This is a genomic window from Sphingosinicella microcystinivorans, assembly GCF_003634215.1.
Taxonomy (GTDB): Bacteria; Pseudomonadota; Alphaproteobacteria; order Sphingomonadales; family Sphingomonadaceae; genus Sphingosinicella; species Sphingosinicella microcystinivorans.
Genome location: NZ_RBWX01000007.1, coordinates 870,212 through 887,819 on the forward strand (window position 1 = coordinate 870,212; position 17,608 = coordinate 887,819).

Here is a 17,608-nt window from a genome sequence, read left to right on the forward strand (position 1 = left end):
AGGGCAGGGCCTAGCGGCGCCAGCCGGTTTGGCGTTCGACCTCGCTCCACAGCGCTTCGGCGAGCCGCGCCGTTACCGGGCCGGGCGTGCCGTCGCCGATCCGGTTGCCGTCGATGCTGACGATCGGCAGGCAGGGCGCGGTGGTCGAGGTCAGGAACGCTTCGGCGGCGTCCAGCGCATCGGCAGCGGTGAACGGCGCTTCCTCGACCCGGATCTGGTGTTCGCGGGCAAGTGCGAGAAGCGTGCCGCGCATCACGCCGTGCAGGATGTTTTCGGATGCCGGGTAGGTGACGATGGTGCCGTCCTTGCGGACGATCCAGGCGTTGGTGGAGGAGCCTTCGGTCACGGTGCCGTCGGCGTCAACGAACCAGGCCTCGAAGGCCTTCGCTTCACGGGCCGACTGCTTGGCGAGCACGTTCGGCAGCAGCGCGATGGATTTGATGTCGCGGCGCTGCCAGCGGATTTCGGGGTGGGTGATGACGGAAATGCCGGTTTTCTGCTGTGCGACCCGCACCCGGAAGTCGAACGGGCGCGCTGTCATCACCAGCGTCGGGGTGGTATTGGCGGGGAAGGGATGGTCGCGCCGCGCCGCGCCGCGTGTCACCTGCACATACAGCAGGCCGTCGCGAATGCGGTTCGCGGCAAGCACGCGGCGGGCGACGATCGAAAGCGCTGCGTCGCTCATGGGCGCGGCGATCGAAAGTTCCCGAAGGCTGCGGCCGAGCCGTGCGACGTGCTGCGGCCAGTCGAGCATTCGGCCGTTCAGAGATGCTGCAACCTCGTAGACACCGTCGGCGAACTGAAAGCCCCGGTCTTCGATGTGAACCGTGGCATCGGCGAGCGGAACGAGGCGACCGTTGACGTAGGCGAGACGGGACATTCTATCGTTATGACTCCGGGGTGTTTTTCGAGCTTGTGAGTAGTGGTCGGGGCAGGGAAGAACAAGCGGCGATGAAGGGAAAAGCATGAGCGGTACGATCGTTTGGCTCCGCGAGGATCTCCGCCTCGCCGACCAGCCCGCCCTTGCCGCCGCGGCGCGCGAGGGCTGGGTGATTCCGGTATACGTCCTCGACGATGAAACGCCCCGCCACCGCCGCATCGGCGGTGCCCAGCGCTGGTGGCTGCACCACAGCCTCGCAAGTCTGGATGCCGATCTCCGCGCCCTCGGTTCGCGCCTCATCCTGCGGCGCGGGGTGGCGGCGGACGTGCTTGCCGATCTCGCCGCGGAAACCGGTGCCCGGCGGGTTCATGCCCTCCGCCACTACGCGCCGTGGTGGCGCAATGCCGAGCGCGCGCTCGGCGGCAAGGTCGATCTCGTCCTCCACGATGGCGTCTGCCTGCTGCCGCCGGGCGAAGTGCGGACAGGGGCGGGCGATCTCTACAAGATTTTCACGCCCTTCTGGCGCGCACTCCGCGACCGGATGCCGCCTGCCGCATCCATCCCCGCGCCCGAGCGTCTCACTGCACCGGAAGTTTGGCCCGCGTCCGACACGCTTGCGGACTGGGCGCTGTTGCCCACCCGTCCCGACTGGGCGGGCGGCTTCGATGTCTGGATGCCAGGCGAAGCCGGAGCGTCGGAAAGGCTGGAAGCGTTTCTCCCGAACGTCGCGGCCTACGATGCGACACGAAACCTGCCGTCGGAGGAGGGCGTCTCGTACCTGTCGCCGCATCTGCATTTCGGGGAAATTTCCGTCGCCGAGGTCTGGCGCCGCGCTGCCGCGCGGCCCGGCGCAGAGCCGTTTCTGCGCGAACTCGCGTGGCGCGACTATGCGCAGAATGTCATCCTTGCCCGCCCGGACTACGGCAAGGCGAACGGCCTTCCTGTGTTCGATCCGTTTCCCTGGCGTGACATGGCGGACCCCGATGTCGCTGCGGATTTTCGGGCCTGGTGCCGGGGCGAGACCGGTTATCCGATCGTCGACGCGGGGATGCGTGAGCTTTGGGCCACGGGCTGGATGCACAACCGCGTGCGGATGATCGCGGCGAGTTTTCTCGTGAAGCATCTCCTCGTCGACTGGCGCGAGGGCGAGCGCTGGTTCTGGGACACGCTCGTCGATGCCGATTACGGCAGCAACAGCGTCAACTGGCAGTGGACGGCGGGCACGGGAATCGACGCGAACATGTTCGTGCGCATCATGGCTCCCCTTACCCAGTCCCCAAAGTTCGGCGCGGCGGACTATATCCGCCGCTGGGTCCCCGAACTTTCGGGTCTGGACGATGCCGTGATCCACGATCCGGAGGAGCATGACGCGCGGCCCGCGGCCTATCCCGCAAAGCGCATCGGACACCGCGCGGCGCGGGAGCGTGCGCTCGCAGCCCTCTCCACGATTCGCTAGGCTTTGAATTCGCATGAAAATGCAGCATAATCGCCGCTTGGGAGAGGCGGATGGCAACACATCCGGAAGCACGCGGCGCGCACGTCGTCGAAGCGGATCGCCGGTTCTGGATCGGCGGCCTTCCTGCACGATTGTTCGCCGGAAGCCGCCAGCGTCTGATCGAACGTGTCGATGCCGGCCTCGCTCGTGGTACGCTGACGCTTGTGGAGCCGGACGGCCGCGTGCAGCGGCTCGGCGGTCGTGCCCCAGGTCCGCAGGCGGAGCTTCGCCTCATCAACTGGCGTCCGTTCCTGCGGCTTGCGGCGGGCGGGTCGGCGGGCTGGGCGCGGGCGTATTTCGATGGGGACTGGACGAGCCCCGATGTGCCCGCCTTTTTCGAAGTCATGATGCTCAACCGGCGAGAGCTTGGCAACACCGGACGCGGCGCGCTTCCGGGACGCCTCTTCAACCGGCTGATGCGTGCACTGCAGGCGAACACGCTCACCGGCGCGCGCCGCAACATCCAGTTCCACTACGATCTCGGCAACGATTTCTACGCTGCCTGGCTCGACGAGACGATGGCATACTCATCGGCGATCTTCGGGGCGCCGGACGAACCGCTCGCCGAGGCGCAGCGCCGAAAGGTGCGCCTGCTGCTCGACCGGCTGGAGATGAAGCCGGGCCAGCGTCTGCTGGAAATCGGCTGCGGCTGGGGCGGCCTCGCCGAGATCGCCGCGAAGGAATTCGGCGTCCACGTCACCGGCATCACGCTAAGCCGGGAGCAACTGGAGTACGGGCAGCGCCGGATCGCCGCCGCCGGACTTTCGGATCGCGTCGACCTGCGCATCGCCGACTACCGCGAGGATATCGGCCGTTTCGATCACATGGCATCCGTCGAGATGTTCGAGGCGGTCGGTGCCCGCTACTGGAAAACCTTCATGCGCTCGGCCTTCCGCGCCCTGAAACCGGGCGGACGCGCGGCCATGCAGGTCATCACCATCGACGAAGCGGTGTTTCCCGCCTATCGCTCAGGCGCGGATTTTATCCAGACCTACATCTTCCCCGGCGGAATCCTGCCGAGCGAGCCGCGCTTGCGGACGTCGGCGGAAAAAGCTGGCTTCCGGTGGGAAGGCGCGCAGGCGTTCGGGCAGCACTATGCCGAAACGCTCCGCCAGTGGCGGCTCCGCTATGATGCGGCGCGGCAGGAGCAGCGCCTTCCGCCCGGCTTCGATGCCGCCTTCGATACCATCTGGCGCTACTACCTGATGTATTGCGAAGGCGGCTTCCGGTCAGGCGGGATCGACGTCGTGCAGACGCTGTTGAGGCGGCCTTGAAAGCGCTTCCCAAATAGGGAAAGTCGTGGGACGAACCCCGTGTTCTTTGAAAACCCGGGGTTGCTATGCGTTCGCGAAGCCCGTCAGTCTCTGACGGATGATCGCATCTGCTTCGGCCATGATCCGATCGATCAACTCTTGGCAGGTTGGGATGTCGTGGATCAGTCCGGCAACCATGCCGCAACTCCACGCGCCCGCATCCATGTCGCCGTCTTTCATGATGCGTGGATAGACGCCAGCGACCTCTTCGATGATGTCCTCGAATTTGAGGTTCGCGCCCAGCACCTTCTCCTTTTCCAGCAGGCGCTCGACGGCGGCATTGCTGAGCACGCGCTCGGTGTTGCGAAGCGGGCGCATCACCAGGCGCGTATCCAGTTCACTCGCGGCGAGAAGTGCCTGTTTCACCTTCTCGTGCACGGGCGCTTCCTTCGTCGCGATGAAGCGCGTTCCCATGTTCATGCCTTCCGCGCCAAGCGCGAGGGCTGCGACGAGGCTGCGCCCGTCCGCCATGCCTCCCGACGCTACGAATGGAATTTCGAGCTCATCGGCGGCGCGCGGCAGCAGGATGAAGTTCGGCACGTCGTCCTCGCCCGGATGGCCGCCGCACTCGAAGCCGTCCACCGAAACGGCATCGCAGCCGATCGACTGGGCCTTCAGCGAATGGCGCACCGACGTGCACTTGTGGATGACCTTGATGCCCGCGTCTTTAAGATAGGGAAGAACCTGTTGCGGATTATTGCCTGCTGTTTCGACTGCCTTGACGCCGCCCTCGATGATCGCGCGCACGTAGCCCGGGTAGTCCGGCGTATTGACGACGGGGAGAAACGTGAGGTTCACGCCGAAGGGCTTGTCCGTCATGTCCCGGCAACGCGCGATCTCGTTCGCAAGATCTGCGGGCGTGCGCTGGGTGAGGCCGGTGATGATGCCGAGGCCGCCGGCGTTCGAAACCGCCGCTGCCATTTCCGCGAAACCGACGAAGTGCATACCACCCTGAATGATCGGGTGCTGGACGCCAAAAAGCTCGGTGATGCGTGTTTTCATCAAGTCCTCCTCATCTTTCTCAGGAGAATATGACTTTTAGATATATATGAGCAAGTTGCATTTTTGGGCAGGTGCGCGCGGGTCCGAATCAGTCTTCGGTGACCGCGGTGTCGTCGCCAGGACCCGCGGCGGGATCGGGCTTGGCCGCAATCGGAAGCGATGGCCCCGCGAGCGCAGCGTTCAGCGCTTCACGATCGAGTTCGCCTTCCCAGCGCGCGACGACGATTGTCGCAACCGCATTCCCAACAAAGTTGGTGAGCGCGCGGCATTCGCTCATGAAGCGGTCGATGCCGAGGATAAGCGCCATGCCCGCGACGGGGACGCTCGGCACCACCGAAAGCGTGGCCGCCAGCGTGATGAAGCCGGCGCCGGTGATGCCCGCTGCGCCCTTCGAACTCAGCATTGCGACGAGGAGGAGGAGGATCTGCTCTTCAAGGCTGAGATCGATATTCAGCGCCTGCGCGATAAACAGCGCCGCCATCGTCATGTAGATGTTGGTGCCGTCGAGGTTGAACGAATATCCCGTCGGCACGACGAGTCCGACAACGGATTTGGAAGCGCCCGCGCGCTCCATCTTTGCGATCAGGCTAGGGAGAGCGGCTTCCGAGCTCGATGTTCCGAGGACGAGCAGCAGTTCTTCCTTGAGGTAGCGGATCAGCTTCAGGATCGAGAAGCCGTTCGCGACCCCGACCAGTCCAAGGACGCCGAGCACGAAAAGCAGGGAGGTGAGATAGAAGGTCCCGATCAGGGCGGCGAGGTTCGCCACCGTGCCGATACCGTATGCGCCGATCGTGAAGGCGAAGGCGCCGAACGCCCCGATCGGCGCTGCTCTCATCAGAATGCCGACGAGCCGGAACACCGCGGCACCGAGTGCTTCCAGAAAGTTGACGACCGGCGCGCCGGTATCACCGACAAGTGTAAGCGCGATGCCAAAAAGAATGGAGACGAACAGGACCTGAAGGATGTCGCCATCCACGAAGCCACTGATGAGCGTGTTCGGAATGATGTGCATCAGGAAGCCGACGATGCTGTTGTCGTGTGCTGCCTTCGAATATTGGGCAACGGCGCCGCCGTCGAGCGTGGCGGGGTCGATGTTGAGCCCACGCCCCGGCTGGATGACGTTGGCAACGATAAGGCCTACGATGAGGGCGAGCGTCGAGAAGACAAGGAAGTAGATGAAGGCCTTCGCCGCCACCCGTCCGACCCGCCCAAGGTCGCGCATCCCTGCGATGCCGGTGACGATGGTGAGGAAGATCACCGGGCCGATGATCATCTTCACCAGTTTGATGAAGGCGTCGCCGAGCGGCTTCAGGCTCTCGCCGAATTCCGGCCAGATATGACCGATCGTCCCGCCGAGCGCGATGGCGAGCAGGACCTGGAAATAGAGGTGCGCGTAAAACGGCCGCCGCATTGCCGGAGTCGGAACCGATTGCGGCTGGATCAAGGGCGTTCTCCGGATGGAGCGGGTGAAGGGAATCGAACCCTCGTCGTAAGCTTGGGAAGCTTCTGCTCTACCATTGAGCTACACCCGCACGCCGCCCATTTGAATGGCGCGCCTTCGCTGGTCAAGAGGCGTTGACGCGGACGCGCGCGGCTGCGATGCACGCGCCATGAAACGGATGAGCGGAGCGAACAGGGAAGAAACCAAAGGCTGGCGTCCGGCCACGCGCGCCGTGCGCGGCGGCACGATGCGCAGCGAGTTCGGCGAGACCTCGGAGGCGATCTTCCTGACGTCCGGCTATTGCTACGACGACGCCGAAACGGTGGCCGCGCGCTTCCGCGGCGACGAGAAGGGCATGACCTACTCGCGCCTGCAGAACCCGACCGTCGCGATGTTCGAGGAACGGCTGCGGCTCATCGAGGGGGCCGAGGCATGCCGCGCGATGGCGAGCGGCATGGCGGCGATGACGGCGGCGCTGCTCTCGCAGCTGCGCGCCGGCGATCATGTCGTCGCGGGCCGCGCGCTGTTCGGCTCCTGCCGCTGGCTCGTCGATTCGCTGCTCCCCAAGTTCGGTGTCGAAACCACGGTTGTCGACGGGCGCGAGGTCGACGACTGGAAGGCGGCGGTACGGCCGAACACCAAGCTGTTCTTCATGGAAACGCCCGCGAACCCGACGCTCGACATCTGCGACATCCGCGCCATCTCCGACATCGCGCACGACGCGGGTGCAGTGGTGGTCGTGGACAACGCCTTTGCAACGCCCGTCCTCCAGCGTCCGCTCGAGTGCGGCGCGGATATCGTAGCCTATTCGGCAACGAAGATGCTTGATGGGCAGGGCCGCGTGCTCGCGGGCGCCGTGCTCGGCTCGGAAGACTTCATCGAGGGCGAACTGCTCGCCTTCACCCGCAATACGGGGCCGACACTCTCCGCGTTCAATGCATGGGTGGTGCTGAAAGGCCTGGAAACGCTCGAACTCCGGATGGCCAAGCAGTGCGAGAATGCGCTCGCAGTCGCCCGCTTCCTCGATGCGCGCGTGCCGCGCCTGCTTTATCCCGCGCTGCCTTCACACCCCCAGCACAACCTCGCGATGGCGCAGATGTCGGGCGGCGGCACGATCATGAGCCTGTTTGTTACAGACGGGCGCAAACAGGCGCACGGGCTCTTGGACGCGCTCAGCCTCGTCGATATCTCGAACAACATCGGAGACTCCCGCACGCTGATGACGCACCCGGCCTCGACGACCCACGCAGGGCTCGACGAGAAGGTGCGTGAGGAGATGGGCGTCACGGAGTCGATGCTGCGCCTCTCCGTGGGGCTCGAAGACCCCGCCGACGTCATCGACGATCTCGACCGGGCGCTCTCGGCGGTGGGGTTGTGAAGGAGTTCTTCGCAGCCTCTGCCACGACCGCCGGTGTCACCGTGCGCGCCAACCCGTCCTACCTGCCGGAGCGCTCGCTGCCGGAGCGGGACCACTATGTGTGGACCTACCACATACGGATTGAGAACGGGCGCGATGCGCCGGTGCAACTCATCAGCCGGCACTGGATCATCACAGACGGGACGGGAAACGTGCATGAGGTGCGCGGCGCGGGCGTCGTAGGGGCGCAGCCGGTGATCGCGCCGGGCGAGGCCTACGACTATGTCTCAGCCTGTCCGCTCGAAACGCCGATGGGCACGATGGCGGGTTCGTTCCAGATGCTGGATGAAAAGGGGCAGGGCTTCGACGTTGCGATCCCGCTGTTTCTGCTGACGAGTCCTGCAGCGGCCGGCGCCGCTCACTGACTCAGCAGTCGCCGACGCGCTTGAATTCCTGACGCACTGCGAACGGCTCGCGGCCGCGAATGCCCTGTGCGTCGATCGTGAAGTGGTTGCGATTGTCCTTCACGATGGTCGTGCGCCCGCTGCCGAGGCCGCGGCAGCTGTAGGCCACCGTGGCGCGTTCCGCGGTATCCTCGACGATGGTGTGGACACAGCTTTTGCCGTCCGCGGCTTCGAGGCCGACGTGCATCAGCGATTCGGGCGAAATGATACAGCGATTGGCGCCGCCCGAAACGCTGTACGAGCCCGGCTGGAAATCACCGCCGCCGAACAGCGATAGCGTCACCGGCTGCGCAAACGCAGCTGTTGCCGCAACAAGGGCACCACCAGCAAGAACCAGACTACGGCGCATGAGCGCTTCACTCCCTGTCAAATCTCCGGCTGTCCGAAGATAGTCACACTATAACGATGACAGATGAATAAGGCATATCCGGGACGTTAATCCCCCATATCAATTGGGAACAGACGCGAGCAGAACTCGCAGTTTACATCGATCGTACCTTCGGGCCCGCGCATTTCGGCGAGTTCTTCGGCCGGGAAGCGGCCGAGCACCTCGCGGAAGTGCTGCACGGTGCAGCGACAACCGCGGGTGAGGGCAATGGACGGCGAGACGCGGACCTCGTCCTCATTGAACAGCCGCCAGAGCAGGGCCTCCTCGCTCAAATGGCTGTCGGTCAGCTCCATTTCGGTGATCGTGGAGGCGAGGGCGAGCACATGCTCCCAGTCATGCGTGTCGGTGCGCGCCGTAAGGCGCGGGCCGCCCGTTTCGCCGTGCGGGAGGTGCTGGACCAGAAGCCCGCCGGCCTCCCACGCGCCGTCCTCCGTCTGTCGCACTGCGCCGCGCACGAGTGTCGGCACCTGCTCCGAGTCGGTGAAATAGCGCTCGGCCGCGTGACACAGCGTGTCGCCTTCCAGCGGCACGATGCCCTGATAACGTTCATCGGCGGCGCCCTGATCAATGGTGATCGCGAGATAGCCTGTGCCGAACAGGTCCGGGAGTAGCGCGCCGGGCACGATCTCGCCGAGCCGCTCAGCGTCGAAGCGCAGATAGCCGCGGATTTCACCGGCGCGGTAGTCGCAGACGAGAAGGTCGATCGGGCCGCCCTTCGACTGTACCTGTACGGTTGTTTGCCCTTCGCCCTTCTGGACCGTGGTGCCGATGAGCACGGTGAGAATCAACGCCTCACCGAGAAGCTGGCAGAGCGGGGCCGGATAGTCGTGCGCGCCAAGGATCGCGGCGAGCGCCGGGCCAAGCCGCGCGACGCGCCCACGTGCGCTGCGCGCCGGGATCGTGAACGGCAGCACGCGCCCTGTTTGCGGCGCGCCTGCGGCGCCGTTGCCGTTCAGCCGAGTTTGTTCAGACACCAGAGCAGGATCGCTTTCTGTGCATGTACGCGGTTTTCGGCTTCGTCCCACACGGCCGACTGGGGGCCGTCCATGACGGTGTCGACGACCTCCTCGCCGCGGTGAGCGGGAAGGCAGTGCAGGAAGAGTGCCGAAGGCTTCGCCTTCGCCATCAGCGCTTCGGTCACCTGATACGGCCCCATCGCAACCATGCGCTGCGCCTCGCCGGACTGGCCCATCGAGACCCACGTGTCTGTCACGACGACATCGGCCCCGGCCACAGCCGCTTCGGGATTGCGCTCCACGACGATCCGCGCGCCGCGTGCTTCGGCGCGGGCGACGACGGCGTCGTCCGGGTCGTAGGCGGCGGGTACTGAAAGGCGCATCTCGAAGCCGAGCAGACCCGCGGCCTCGATCAGCGAGTAGCAGACGTTGTTGCCATCGCCGAGCCACGTCCACACCGTGTCCGTGACACTGCGGCCGAGGCGCTCCTCCACGGTCATCAGATCGGCGACGATCTGGCAGGGGTGGCCGCTGTCCGTCAGCATGTTGATCACCGGCACGCCGCTGGCCGCGGCGAGCGCTTCCACCTTGTCGTGGCCGTTGGTACGCAGCGAAATGACGTCGACGAAGCGCGAGAGAACGCGCGCGGTGTCCTCGATCGTCTCGCCACGGCCAAGCTGCATGTCCGCCGAGGACAGGACCATCGCCGAGCCGCCGAGCTGACGCATCGCCATGTCGAAGGAGACGCGCGTGCGCGTGGACGACTTCTCGAAGATCGCGGCGAGCATGTGCCCGGCGAGCGGGGCGTCGTCGTCGACCGCGCCTTTCGGCCGGCCGGCGCGGGCCTGCTTGCGACGCTTCGCCTCGTCGAGGATCAGCCGCAGGGTTTCAGCGCCCGTGCTTTCGAGATCGAGAAAATGCCGCATCGCCCTTCAAAACCTCGTTCGTGAATGGCCCTGAAACCGGCCTTCGAAACGGAAAAAGGCGGCCAATCTGACCGCCCTTCGGACTCGTGCGCCTCCATGACGCACGCACGCCGCCAAGTCAATGTTACTGGCGGGTGCGCCAGCCAGTACGAAGCGCCCAGTAGCAGAGCGTCCACAGCGCCGTGTTGATGAGGGCGAGGGCGATCGCGCCGCCGATGACCGGGCCGTCGTGGATGCCGATGAAGCCGGAACGGAAGCCGTCGATCACGTAGAAGAACGGGTTGAAGTGGCTCGCCGTGTTCCACACGCCCGCCAGCCGGTCGATCGAGTAGAAGGTGCCCGAAAGCAGCGACAGCGGCTGCACGACGAAGTTGGTGACGGCGGCGGCATGATCGAACTTGTCCGCCCACAGCCCGGTGATGACCCCGAGCAGCCCCAGCATCACCGCGCCCATCGTGCCGTAGAACACGACGGCGAGTGGGTTGTGGATCGCCACCGAAACGCCCGGCCACAGCACCATCGCGCCCCATACGGCAAGACCAACGAGCCACGCCCGCGTCACGGCGCCCGCGACGAACGAGACCAAAAGCTCCCCCGGCGACAGGGGCGGCATCAATATGTCCACGATCGTGCCCTGGACCTTGCCGATGAGAATCGAGGACGAGGTGTTGGCGAAGCTGTTCTGCATCATCGCCATCACGATAAGGCCCGGCGCGAGGAAGCTGTTGAACGGCACGCCGAGCACCGTGAGGTTGCCGCGCCCGAGCGCCACGGTGAAAATGGCGAGGAACAGGAGCGTGGTGATCGCGGGCGCCCACACGGTTTGCAACTGCACCTTGAAGAACCGCCTCACCTCCTTCACATAGAGGGTCCGAAGGCCCGGCCAGTTGATGCGGCCGATGATCGGCACGCCGGGTTCGCTGTGGGCGGGTTCGCTGTGGACCGGCGCGGCCGGTTTCGCTACGGAAGGCTTTGCAAGCTGATCGTGCATCTGCGTGGGAGTAGTGGCTGTGGCCATGCCCCGCAAGCCGGTCGGCTCTTTTGTTTGAAGATTGGAAGTGGGAACGCGATGTCCTGGACGGACGAACGGATCGAGACGCTGAGGAGCCTCTGGGAAAAGGGGCTGACCGCGAGCCAGATCGCCGACAAGCTCGGCAGCGTGAGCCGCAACGCGGTGATCGGCAAGGCACACCGGCTGGGCCTGAAGGCGCGCCCGTCTCCCGTGAAGGGCGATAGCGACGGCACACCGCGCGAGACCGCGAAGAAGGCCGCCGCGCCCGCGGCGCCCAAGCCGAAGCCCGAAGCCGCCGCGCCGGAAGCCGCGGCCTCGCAGCCGCGTCCGGCCCCCGAAGCCAAGGCGACGCCGACGGCGGCGCCCGCAGCCGCACCGAAGCCGGCGATCCCCGTGCGCACCGCGATGCCCGCCGCGCCGGTGAAGCCGCGTGCGCCCGGCGAGAAGGTGACGCTGCTCGATCTCAGCGACAAGATCTGCAAGTGGCCGATCGGTCACCCCGGCGAGCCCGATTTCCAGTTCTGCGGCCGCCCGGTGAACCCCGGCTTCCCCTACTGCACCCCGCACTGCGCCGAGGCCTATCAGGCCCAGCTCCCGCGCGACCGCAACCGGCCCTCCAGAGCGCCGATGCCGCCGTTACCGCGGGTTCGCTAGCCCGCTGAGGGCGGCGAAAGCCGAGCGAAGTTGATGAAGTTGAGACAATGGAGCGTTTTTTTTCGAAACGCGCGGCGCTAGCGGCTGTCCGCAGCGCGTGCAAGCGCGTGCCGAGGACGAGGTTTTTCATTTTCAACGCGCGAACCAGCGATGGGCGACGCGCTTCAAAGAGCGCGGCGAGGCTGGCATAGCTTTTCCTATTTCAGAAGTGTGAACTGCGCACTTTGAGGCGCGATTTGTCCCGGCCGTTCCGACTCAGCTCGGATATTGTCTACTGCTCATTGCGGGATTGTCCCTGCGACAATCGCGATCGGAAAATTGACGTGTTACCTCAGAGGCTACGTATTGTGCGCCCATTAGAATGTGACCCGTTTCCGTCCGGCTTGGAGGTGGCAAATTGTATCTGCTCGCAACAAAACGGGGGAAGGTGCCAACGACGCGCTGTACGCGATCGACTTCAAATAAAGGACAAAATTTGCTGAGCCGGATTGCTGCTGTGCATAGATTATGACCGATATCCGTCCTGAGTTCTGCGTCGGAGACACCAAAAGCGGCAAGTCCTGCTTTTAACGCTAGCTCAGTCCCCAAGAGTGCGCTCTGAATAGTTCCACGAAAGTCATATGCAGAAGTGGCAGTAGCGGCTGCGGCTTCAAGCTGAGTGTGGGCACGCCAAATGAGGTCCTGACCACGTGAATCAATTTTGCGCTGGTGGCCGAATTCATAACAGCCATAGCCGAAGTCCAAAATATCAGCGGATTGATCAGTAAAGCACGCAAGATCGTCTGGATTTTCTGTCAACCACTTCTTTTGGAAATCTGAAAGATCAAGCATCTCCCAAAAATCAATTCGAACTTCTCCAACAGAGACCGGAGTGTAAAGCCTGCAAAACATATCACGAAAAAGGAACGCGCCAAGGTGCATGCAGCCCATTTTTAATTCTTTCGGTACGAAGAGCATATTGTTGAATTTCTGCGCACGTTCGACGATGGATGGCTTGTTTCGGCCTATCAAAACGAACTCTTCGTATCCAAACTCTCTAAGCGCCCTGCCAATGTTTAATAAGCTACGCGCGGAAGGCTCTTGTCCTAAGCGTATCCCTTCATCATCGGCGCGCTTAAGGGCAGCAATCAAGGCCTGATCTGTTACATTGTTTTCGATCTCACGACTTTCAACAACTGCTCCGTGGCAGTGTTTGTGGCGCTTGCCGCTGCCACAGGCACAGAGGTTATTCCGGAGGGGCATCAGTTTCTTTTTAGATGTTCGCGGGCGCCCCTACCCAACCCGCTCCCGCACATAGCGCCCCGGCGCGTCCTCGATCACCTTGAGCGCACCACCTTTGGCGCCTTTGCCGGGGGTGCGGGCGGGGACTTCCTTGCCGGACTGGGCGGTGAGCCATTTTATCCAGTCGGGCCACCAGCTTCCGGGGTGTTCGGTGGCGGTGGCGGCGAAGTCTTCGAAACGCTCGGGGAGCGTGTCGTTGGTCCAGTGCTGGTACTTCTTCGCGTCGGGCGGGTTGACGACGCCCGCGATGTGGCCGCTGCCCGCGAGCACGAAACGAACCGGTCCGGCGAAGTGCTGGGTGAGTTTGTAGGAGGATCGGGCAGGGGCGATGTGGTCTTCCTTGCCGCCCTGGATATAGACCGGCGTGTCTACCTTGGTGAGATCGATCGGCGTGCCGTCGATGACGATGGCGCCGGGCTTGATCATGCGGTTGTCTCGGTAGAGGCCTTCCAGATACTCGGCGTGCCATTTGGCGGGGACGTTCGTCGCGTCCGAGTTCCAGTAGAGCAGGTCGAAGGGGAAATAATCCTTCCCCAGCAGGTAGTTGTTGACGACGTAGTTCCAGATGAGGTCGTTCGCGCGGAGCATGTTGAACGTGGTCGCCATGTAGCGGCCGTCCAGATAGCCCTTGCTTTCCGACAATTCCTTCACCGCCTTCAGGTGGTCCTCGTCCACGAACACGCCGAGTTCGCCGCATTCGGAAAAATCGACCTGCGCCGTGAAGAACGTCGCCGTCTTCACCTTCTCCGCCTCGCCCCGCGCTGCCAGGAAGGCGAGCGTCATCGCGAGCGTGGTGCCCGCGACGCAGTAGCCGATGGTGTGCGTGGACTTGACGCCGAGGCCCTTCAGCACCGCATCGATCGCGGTGGTGAAGCCTTCTTCGATGTAGGTCGCGGTGGTCGCGTCCGCGATGCTCTCGTCGGCGTTCTTCCACGACACGACGAACACGGTGAGACCCTGCGCCACCGCCCAGCGGATGAAGCTTTTCTCCGGCGTGAGATCGAGGATGTAGAACTTGTTGATCCACGGCGGGAAGATGAGGAGCGGCGTTTCGTAAACGTTCGCTGTGCTCGGCGAATACTGGATGAGCTGGAACATCCGGTTTTCGAACACGACCTTGCCGGGGGTGACGGCGACGTTGCGGCCGACCTCGAACGCCTTCTCGTCGGTCATCGTCATGCGGCCGCGCTGAAGATCGTCGAGTAGGTGCTGCGTGCCCTTCAGCAGGTTCTCGCCCTTGCTCTCCACGGTGGCCTTCAGCACCTCCGGGTTGGTGAGCACGTAGTTGGAGGGGGAGAGCGCGTCGATGAACTGGCGCGTGTAGAAGATCGCCTTCTGCCGCTCTTTGTCTTCAAGCCCGTCGAGCCCGCCGACGAGCTGGAGGATATATTGGCTCGCAAGGAGGTAGGACGATTTCAGGAAATCGAAGGCGGGCATTTCAGACCACGCCTGCCCCTTGAAGCGCTTGTCGGCGGGAAGCTTCGGGGGCTGCACCTCGCCGGGCGTGGCGAAGGCCTGCCAGAGTGTCATCGCATCTCGCCAGTAATCCGACTGAAGCTGGGCAAGGCGAGCCGGATCGGTCATCGCCGCGGTCGCCATCTTGCTCCACGTCTCGACAAGGCCGAGCGGATCGGGGCCGAGAACGACGCCGTCCGTCGCCTCTTTTGCGAGGAATTCCATCATCATCTGCTGCATCTTGCCCGCAAGCCAGGTCCAGCGCTGGACGTGCTCGGCAAGACCTTCAATGTCGGCGGCGGCAACCATGACGATCTCCCCGGGAGCAGCAACTGAAGCCGACGATAAACAAGCGCTCGCCAAGCGCCAAGGGCGGTCGCTATAACGGCGCCGCCGCGATCCAGCGGCCCATACACGGGAAAGACCCGAAGAGGAGACAATGTCAGACTTCTACCGCATCAAGCGCCTGCCGCCCTATGTGATCGCCGAAGTGAACGCGATGCGGGCAGCGGCACGTGCGGCAGGCGAGGACATCATCGACCTCGGCATGGGCAACCCCGACCTGCCGCCGCCGCAGCACGTGATCGACAAATTGTGCGAAGTGGCGCGGAAACCCGATGCGCACGGCTATTCGGCATCGAAGGGCATTCCGGGGCTGCGGAAGGCGCAGGCGGGCTATTACGCGCGGCGCTTTGGCGTGGAGCTGGACCCGGAGAGCGAGGTCGTGGTGACGCTCGGCTCCAAGGAAGGGCTCGCGAACCTCGCGCAGGCGATCACGGCGCCCGGCGACGTCGTGCTGGCGCCGAACCCGAGCTACCCGATCCACACCTTCGGCTTCATCATTGCGGGCGCGACGATCCGCAGCGTGCCGACGACGCCTGACGAGCGCTATTTCGAAGCGCTGGAGCGCGCGGTGAAGTTCACCGTACCGAAGCCTTCGGTGCTGGTGATGGGCTATCCTTCGAACCCCACGGCGGAGGTCGTGGACCTCGCCTTCTACGAGCGCGTCGTCGCGTTCGCGAAGGAGCATGGGCTGTGGATCCTCTCGGACCTCGCCTATTCGGAGCTTTACTACGACGGCGTGCCGACGCCCTCCATCCTGCAGGTGCCGGGCGCGAAGGACGTGGCGGTGGAGTTCACCTCCATGTCCAAAACCTATTCGATGGCCGGATGGCGCATGGGCTTCGCGGTCGGCAACAAGACGCTGATCGCTGCGCTGACGCGCGTGAAATCGTACCTCGATTACGGCGCCTTCACGCCGATCCAGGCGGCGGCCGTCGCGGCGATCAACGGCCCGCAGGACATCGTCGAGAAGAACCGCGAGCTCTACAAGCGTCGCCGCGATGTGCTGGTGGAGAGCTTCGCCCGCGCCGGGTGGGACATTCCGAGCCCGCGCGCATCGATGTTCTGCTGGGCGCCGCTGCCGCCCGCGCTCGCGCACCTCGGCAGCCTCGAGTTCTCGAAGCAGCTCCTCACGCACGCGGGCGTCGCGGTGGCGCCGGGTGTCGGCTACGGCGAGGAGGGCGAGGGCTTCGTGCGCATCGCGATGGTGGAAAACGAGCAGCGCATCCGCCAGGCGGCGCGCAACGTGAAACGCTATCTTCAATCGATGGGTGTAAACACGCCGGCCCAGCAGAAGGCCATCGGCGAATAAGCGCCTGTCGGAATGTCTTGAGAATCGGGGTTAAGCAGTGAACTCTCCCTTGCGCATCGCGCTTGCCGGGCTCGGTACGGTCGGCGCCGGCGTTGTCAAACTTCTGGACGAGAACCGCGACCTGATCGCGCGCCGTTCGGGGCGGCCGATCGAGATCGTGTTGGTTTCCGCGCGGGACCGGATGCGGGACCGGGGCATCGATCTCGGCCGATTCGAATGGGTCGACGACACGTCGTCGCTTGCCGACCGGGACGACGTTGATGTCGTCGTCGAACTGATCGGCGGGTCGGACGGGCCGGCGGTGGCGCTGGTCCGCAGCGCGATCGCGCAGGGGAAAGGTGTCGTCACCGCGAACAAGGCGATGATGGCGCACCACGGCCTCGAACTCGCCGCCGCTGCCGAGAAGGCAGGAACTGCGCTCAAATACGAAGCGGCGGTCGCGGGCGGCATCCCGATCATCAAGGCGATCCGCGAAGGCGCGGCGGCGAACCGCATCGACCGCGTTTACGGCATCCTCAACGGCACCTGTAACTACATCCTCACCGAGATGGAGGAGAAGGGCACGGCGTTCGCCGACGTGCTCGGCGAGGCGCAGCGGCTGGGCTATGCGGAGGCCGATCCCACCTTCGACATCGACGGCATCGACGCCGCGCACAAGCTCGCCATTCTTGCGAGCCTTGCGTTCGGCAGCGAGATCGACTTCGCGAGCGTGCGCACCACCGGCATCCGCGCCGTGGCGGCGACCGACATCGCGCACGCGGCCGAGCTTGGTTTCCGCGTGCGGCTCGTCGGGCTCGCAGAGGTGGTCGGGGACCGCATCCACCAGCGCGTGCACCCGTGCCTCGTCCCGCTCACCAACCCGCTCTCCAAGGTCACGGGTTCGCTGAACGCCGTGGTCGCGGAAGGCAACTTCGTCGGGCGGCTGTTCTTCGAAGGGCGCGGCGCGGGCGAGGGGCCGACGGCAAGCGCCGTCGTTGCCGACCTCATCGACATCGCGCGCGGCGAGGCGGGGCCTGCGTTCGCAATGCCTTCGCACCATCTGGAGCCGATCGGCGCGGGCGAGGCGGGCGACCGCCGCGGACGCTATTACCTGCGCCTGTCGGTCGCCGATGAAACGGGCGTGCTTGCAGAGCTTGCGGCAATGCTGCGCGATGCAGGTGTTTCAATCGATAGCCTCATCCAGCGCGGTCAGGCCGATGCGGGGGGTGTCTTCATCGCCATCGTTTCGCACGAAACCGACGAAAGTGCAGTCCGCAAAGCCATCGAGGCGATGCGCGCGAGCAGCAGCGTGCTCGGCGAGCCGATGCTGATGCATATTCTGGACTTTTGA

At 64.5% G+C, this 17,608-nt stretch carries 16 protein-coding genes and 1 tRNA gene; 7 read left to right on the forward strand and 10 right to left on the reverse strand.

Features of this window, described 5'->3' with window-relative positions; genetic code table 11:
- Window positions 1-10: 10 nt before the first annotated feature.
- The gene (locus DFR51_RS04370; RefSeq protein WP_121047784.1) at window positions 11-880 is read right to left on the reverse strand and encodes a D-amino-acid transaminase; all 870 of its coding nucleotides are present in this window, start codon (window positions 878-880) and stop codon (window positions 11-13) included.
- An 85-nt stretch (window positions 881-965) separates the two neighbouring features.
- Here DFR51_RS04370 and DFR51_RS04375 point away from each other — a divergent pair, with 85 nt between their 5' ends.
- Entirely contained in the window at window positions 966-2,336 is a 1,371-nt protein-coding gene (locus DFR51_RS04375; RefSeq protein ID WP_121047785.1) for a cryptochrome/photolyase family protein, read from the forward strand.
- Between the two features lie 50 nt (window positions 2,337-2,386).
- Window positions 2,387-3,649, forward strand: a complete 1,263-nt coding sequence (locus DFR51_RS04380; RefSeq protein WP_121047786.1) for an SAM-dependent methyltransferase — start codon at window positions 2,387-2,389, stop codon at window positions 3,647-3,649.
- Between the two features lie 63 nt (window positions 3,650-3,712).
- On the opposite strand, the gene DFR51_RS04385 is transcribed toward DFR51_RS04380, so the two are convergent.
- From DFR51_RS04385 to DFR51_RS04395, 3 genes are all read right to left on the reverse strand, one after another.
- A complete protein-coding gene (locus DFR51_RS04385) occupies window positions 3,713-4,690 on the reverse strand; it encodes an NAD(P)H-dependent flavin oxidoreductase (protein WP_121047787.1) in 978 nt (325 codons plus the stop codon).
- Between the two features lie 88 nt (window positions 4,691-4,778).
- The gene (locus DFR51_RS04390) at window positions 4,779-6,101 is read right to left on the reverse strand and encodes a dicarboxylate/amino acid:cation symporter (RefSeq protein WP_121047788.1); all 1,323 of its coding nucleotides are present in this window, start codon (window positions 6,099-6,101) and stop codon (window positions 4,779-4,781) included.
- 47 nt (window positions 6,102-6,148) lie between these two features.
- Window positions 6,149-6,222 (reverse strand) — tRNA-Gly (locus tag DFR51_RS04395).
- Between the two features lie 78 nt (window positions 6,223-6,300).
- Between DFR51_RS04395 and metZ the strand changes: the two genes are divergently transcribed.
- A complete protein-coding gene (metZ, locus tag DFR51_RS04400; RefSeq protein ID WP_121049768.1) occupies window positions 6,301-7,509 on the forward strand; it encodes an O-succinylhomoserine sulfhydrylase in 1,209 nt (402 codons plus the stop codon).
- Complete coding sequence (apaG, locus tag DFR51_RS04405) at window positions 7,506-7,913, forward strand: Co2+/Mg2+ efflux protein ApaG (RefSeq protein WP_121047789.1); 408 nt, start codon at window positions 7,506-7,508, stop codon at window positions 7,911-7,913. The genes metZ and apaG overlap by 4 nt, the downstream gene beginning before the upstream one ends.
- Window position 7,914: 1 nt before the next feature.
- On the opposite strand, the gene DFR51_RS04410 is transcribed toward apaG, so the two are convergent.
- The 4 genes from DFR51_RS04410 to DFR51_RS04425 all read right to left on the reverse strand — a co-directional run bounded on the left by DFR51_RS04410 (window position 7,915) and on the right by DFR51_RS04425 (window position 11,213).
- Window positions 7,915-8,301 (reverse strand): hypothetical protein, encoded by a 387-nt coding sequence (locus DFR51_RS04410; protein ID WP_121047790.1) that lies wholly within the window; start codon window positions 8,299-8,301, stop codon window positions 7,915-7,917.
- 86 nt (window positions 8,302-8,387) lie between these two features.
- Window positions 8,388-9,314, reverse strand: coding sequence for an Hsp33 family molecular chaperone HslO (locus DFR51_RS04415; protein WP_243445374.1), 927 nt, complete (start codon window positions 9,312-9,314; stop codon window positions 8,388-8,390).
- Complete coding sequence (argF, locus tag DFR51_RS04420) at window positions 9,293-10,222, reverse strand: ornithine carbamoyltransferase (protein ID WP_121047791.1); 930 nt, start codon at window positions 10,220-10,222, stop codon at window positions 9,293-9,295. Before argF ends, DFR51_RS04415 begins: the two co-directional genes overlap by 22 nt.
- Before the next feature lie 124 nt (window positions 10,223-10,346).
- Entirely contained in the window at window positions 10,347-11,213 is an 867-nt protein-coding gene (locus DFR51_RS04425; RefSeq protein WP_121047792.1) for an ABC transporter permease, read from the reverse strand.
- Between the two features lie 78 nt (window positions 11,214-11,291).
- On the opposite strand from DFR51_RS04425, the gene DFR51_RS04430 reads away from it, so the two are divergent.
- Complete coding sequence (locus tag DFR51_RS04430; RefSeq protein WP_121047793.1) at window positions 11,292-11,888, forward strand: GcrA family cell cycle regulator; 597 nt, start codon at window positions 11,292-11,294, stop codon at window positions 11,886-11,888.
- Between the two features lie 255 nt (window positions 11,889-12,143).
- Here the strand turns inward: DFR51_RS04430 and DFR51_RS04435 are convergent, their stop codons facing one another.
- Both DFR51_RS04435 and DFR51_RS04440 read right to left on the reverse strand, forming a co-directional pair.
- The gene (locus tag DFR51_RS04435) at window positions 12,144-13,130 is read right to left on the reverse strand and encodes an SEC-C metal-binding domain-containing protein (RefSeq protein ID WP_121047794.1); all 987 of its coding nucleotides are present in this window, start codon (window positions 13,128-13,130) and stop codon (window positions 12,144-12,146) included.
- Between the two features lie 30 nt (window positions 13,131-13,160).
- The gene (locus tag DFR51_RS04440; RefSeq protein ID WP_121047795.1) at window positions 13,161-14,933 is read right to left on the reverse strand and encodes a PHA/PHB synthase family protein; all 1,773 of its coding nucleotides are present in this window, start codon (window positions 14,931-14,933) and stop codon (window positions 13,161-13,163) included.
- 130 nt (window positions 14,934-15,063) lie between these two features.
- Between DFR51_RS04440 and DFR51_RS04445 the strand changes: the two genes are divergently transcribed.
- Both DFR51_RS04445 and DFR51_RS04450 read left to right on the forward strand, forming a co-directional pair.
- Complete coding sequence (locus DFR51_RS04445) at window positions 15,064-16,278, forward strand: LL-diaminopimelate aminotransferase (protein WP_121047796.1); 1,215 nt, start codon at window positions 15,064-15,066, stop codon at window positions 16,276-16,278.
- Window positions 16,279-16,315: 37 nt separating this feature from the next.
- The gene (locus tag DFR51_RS04450; protein WP_121047797.1) at window positions 16,316-17,608 is read left to right on the forward strand and encodes a homoserine dehydrogenase; all 1,293 of its coding nucleotides are present in this window, start codon (window positions 16,316-16,318) and stop codon (window positions 17,606-17,608) included.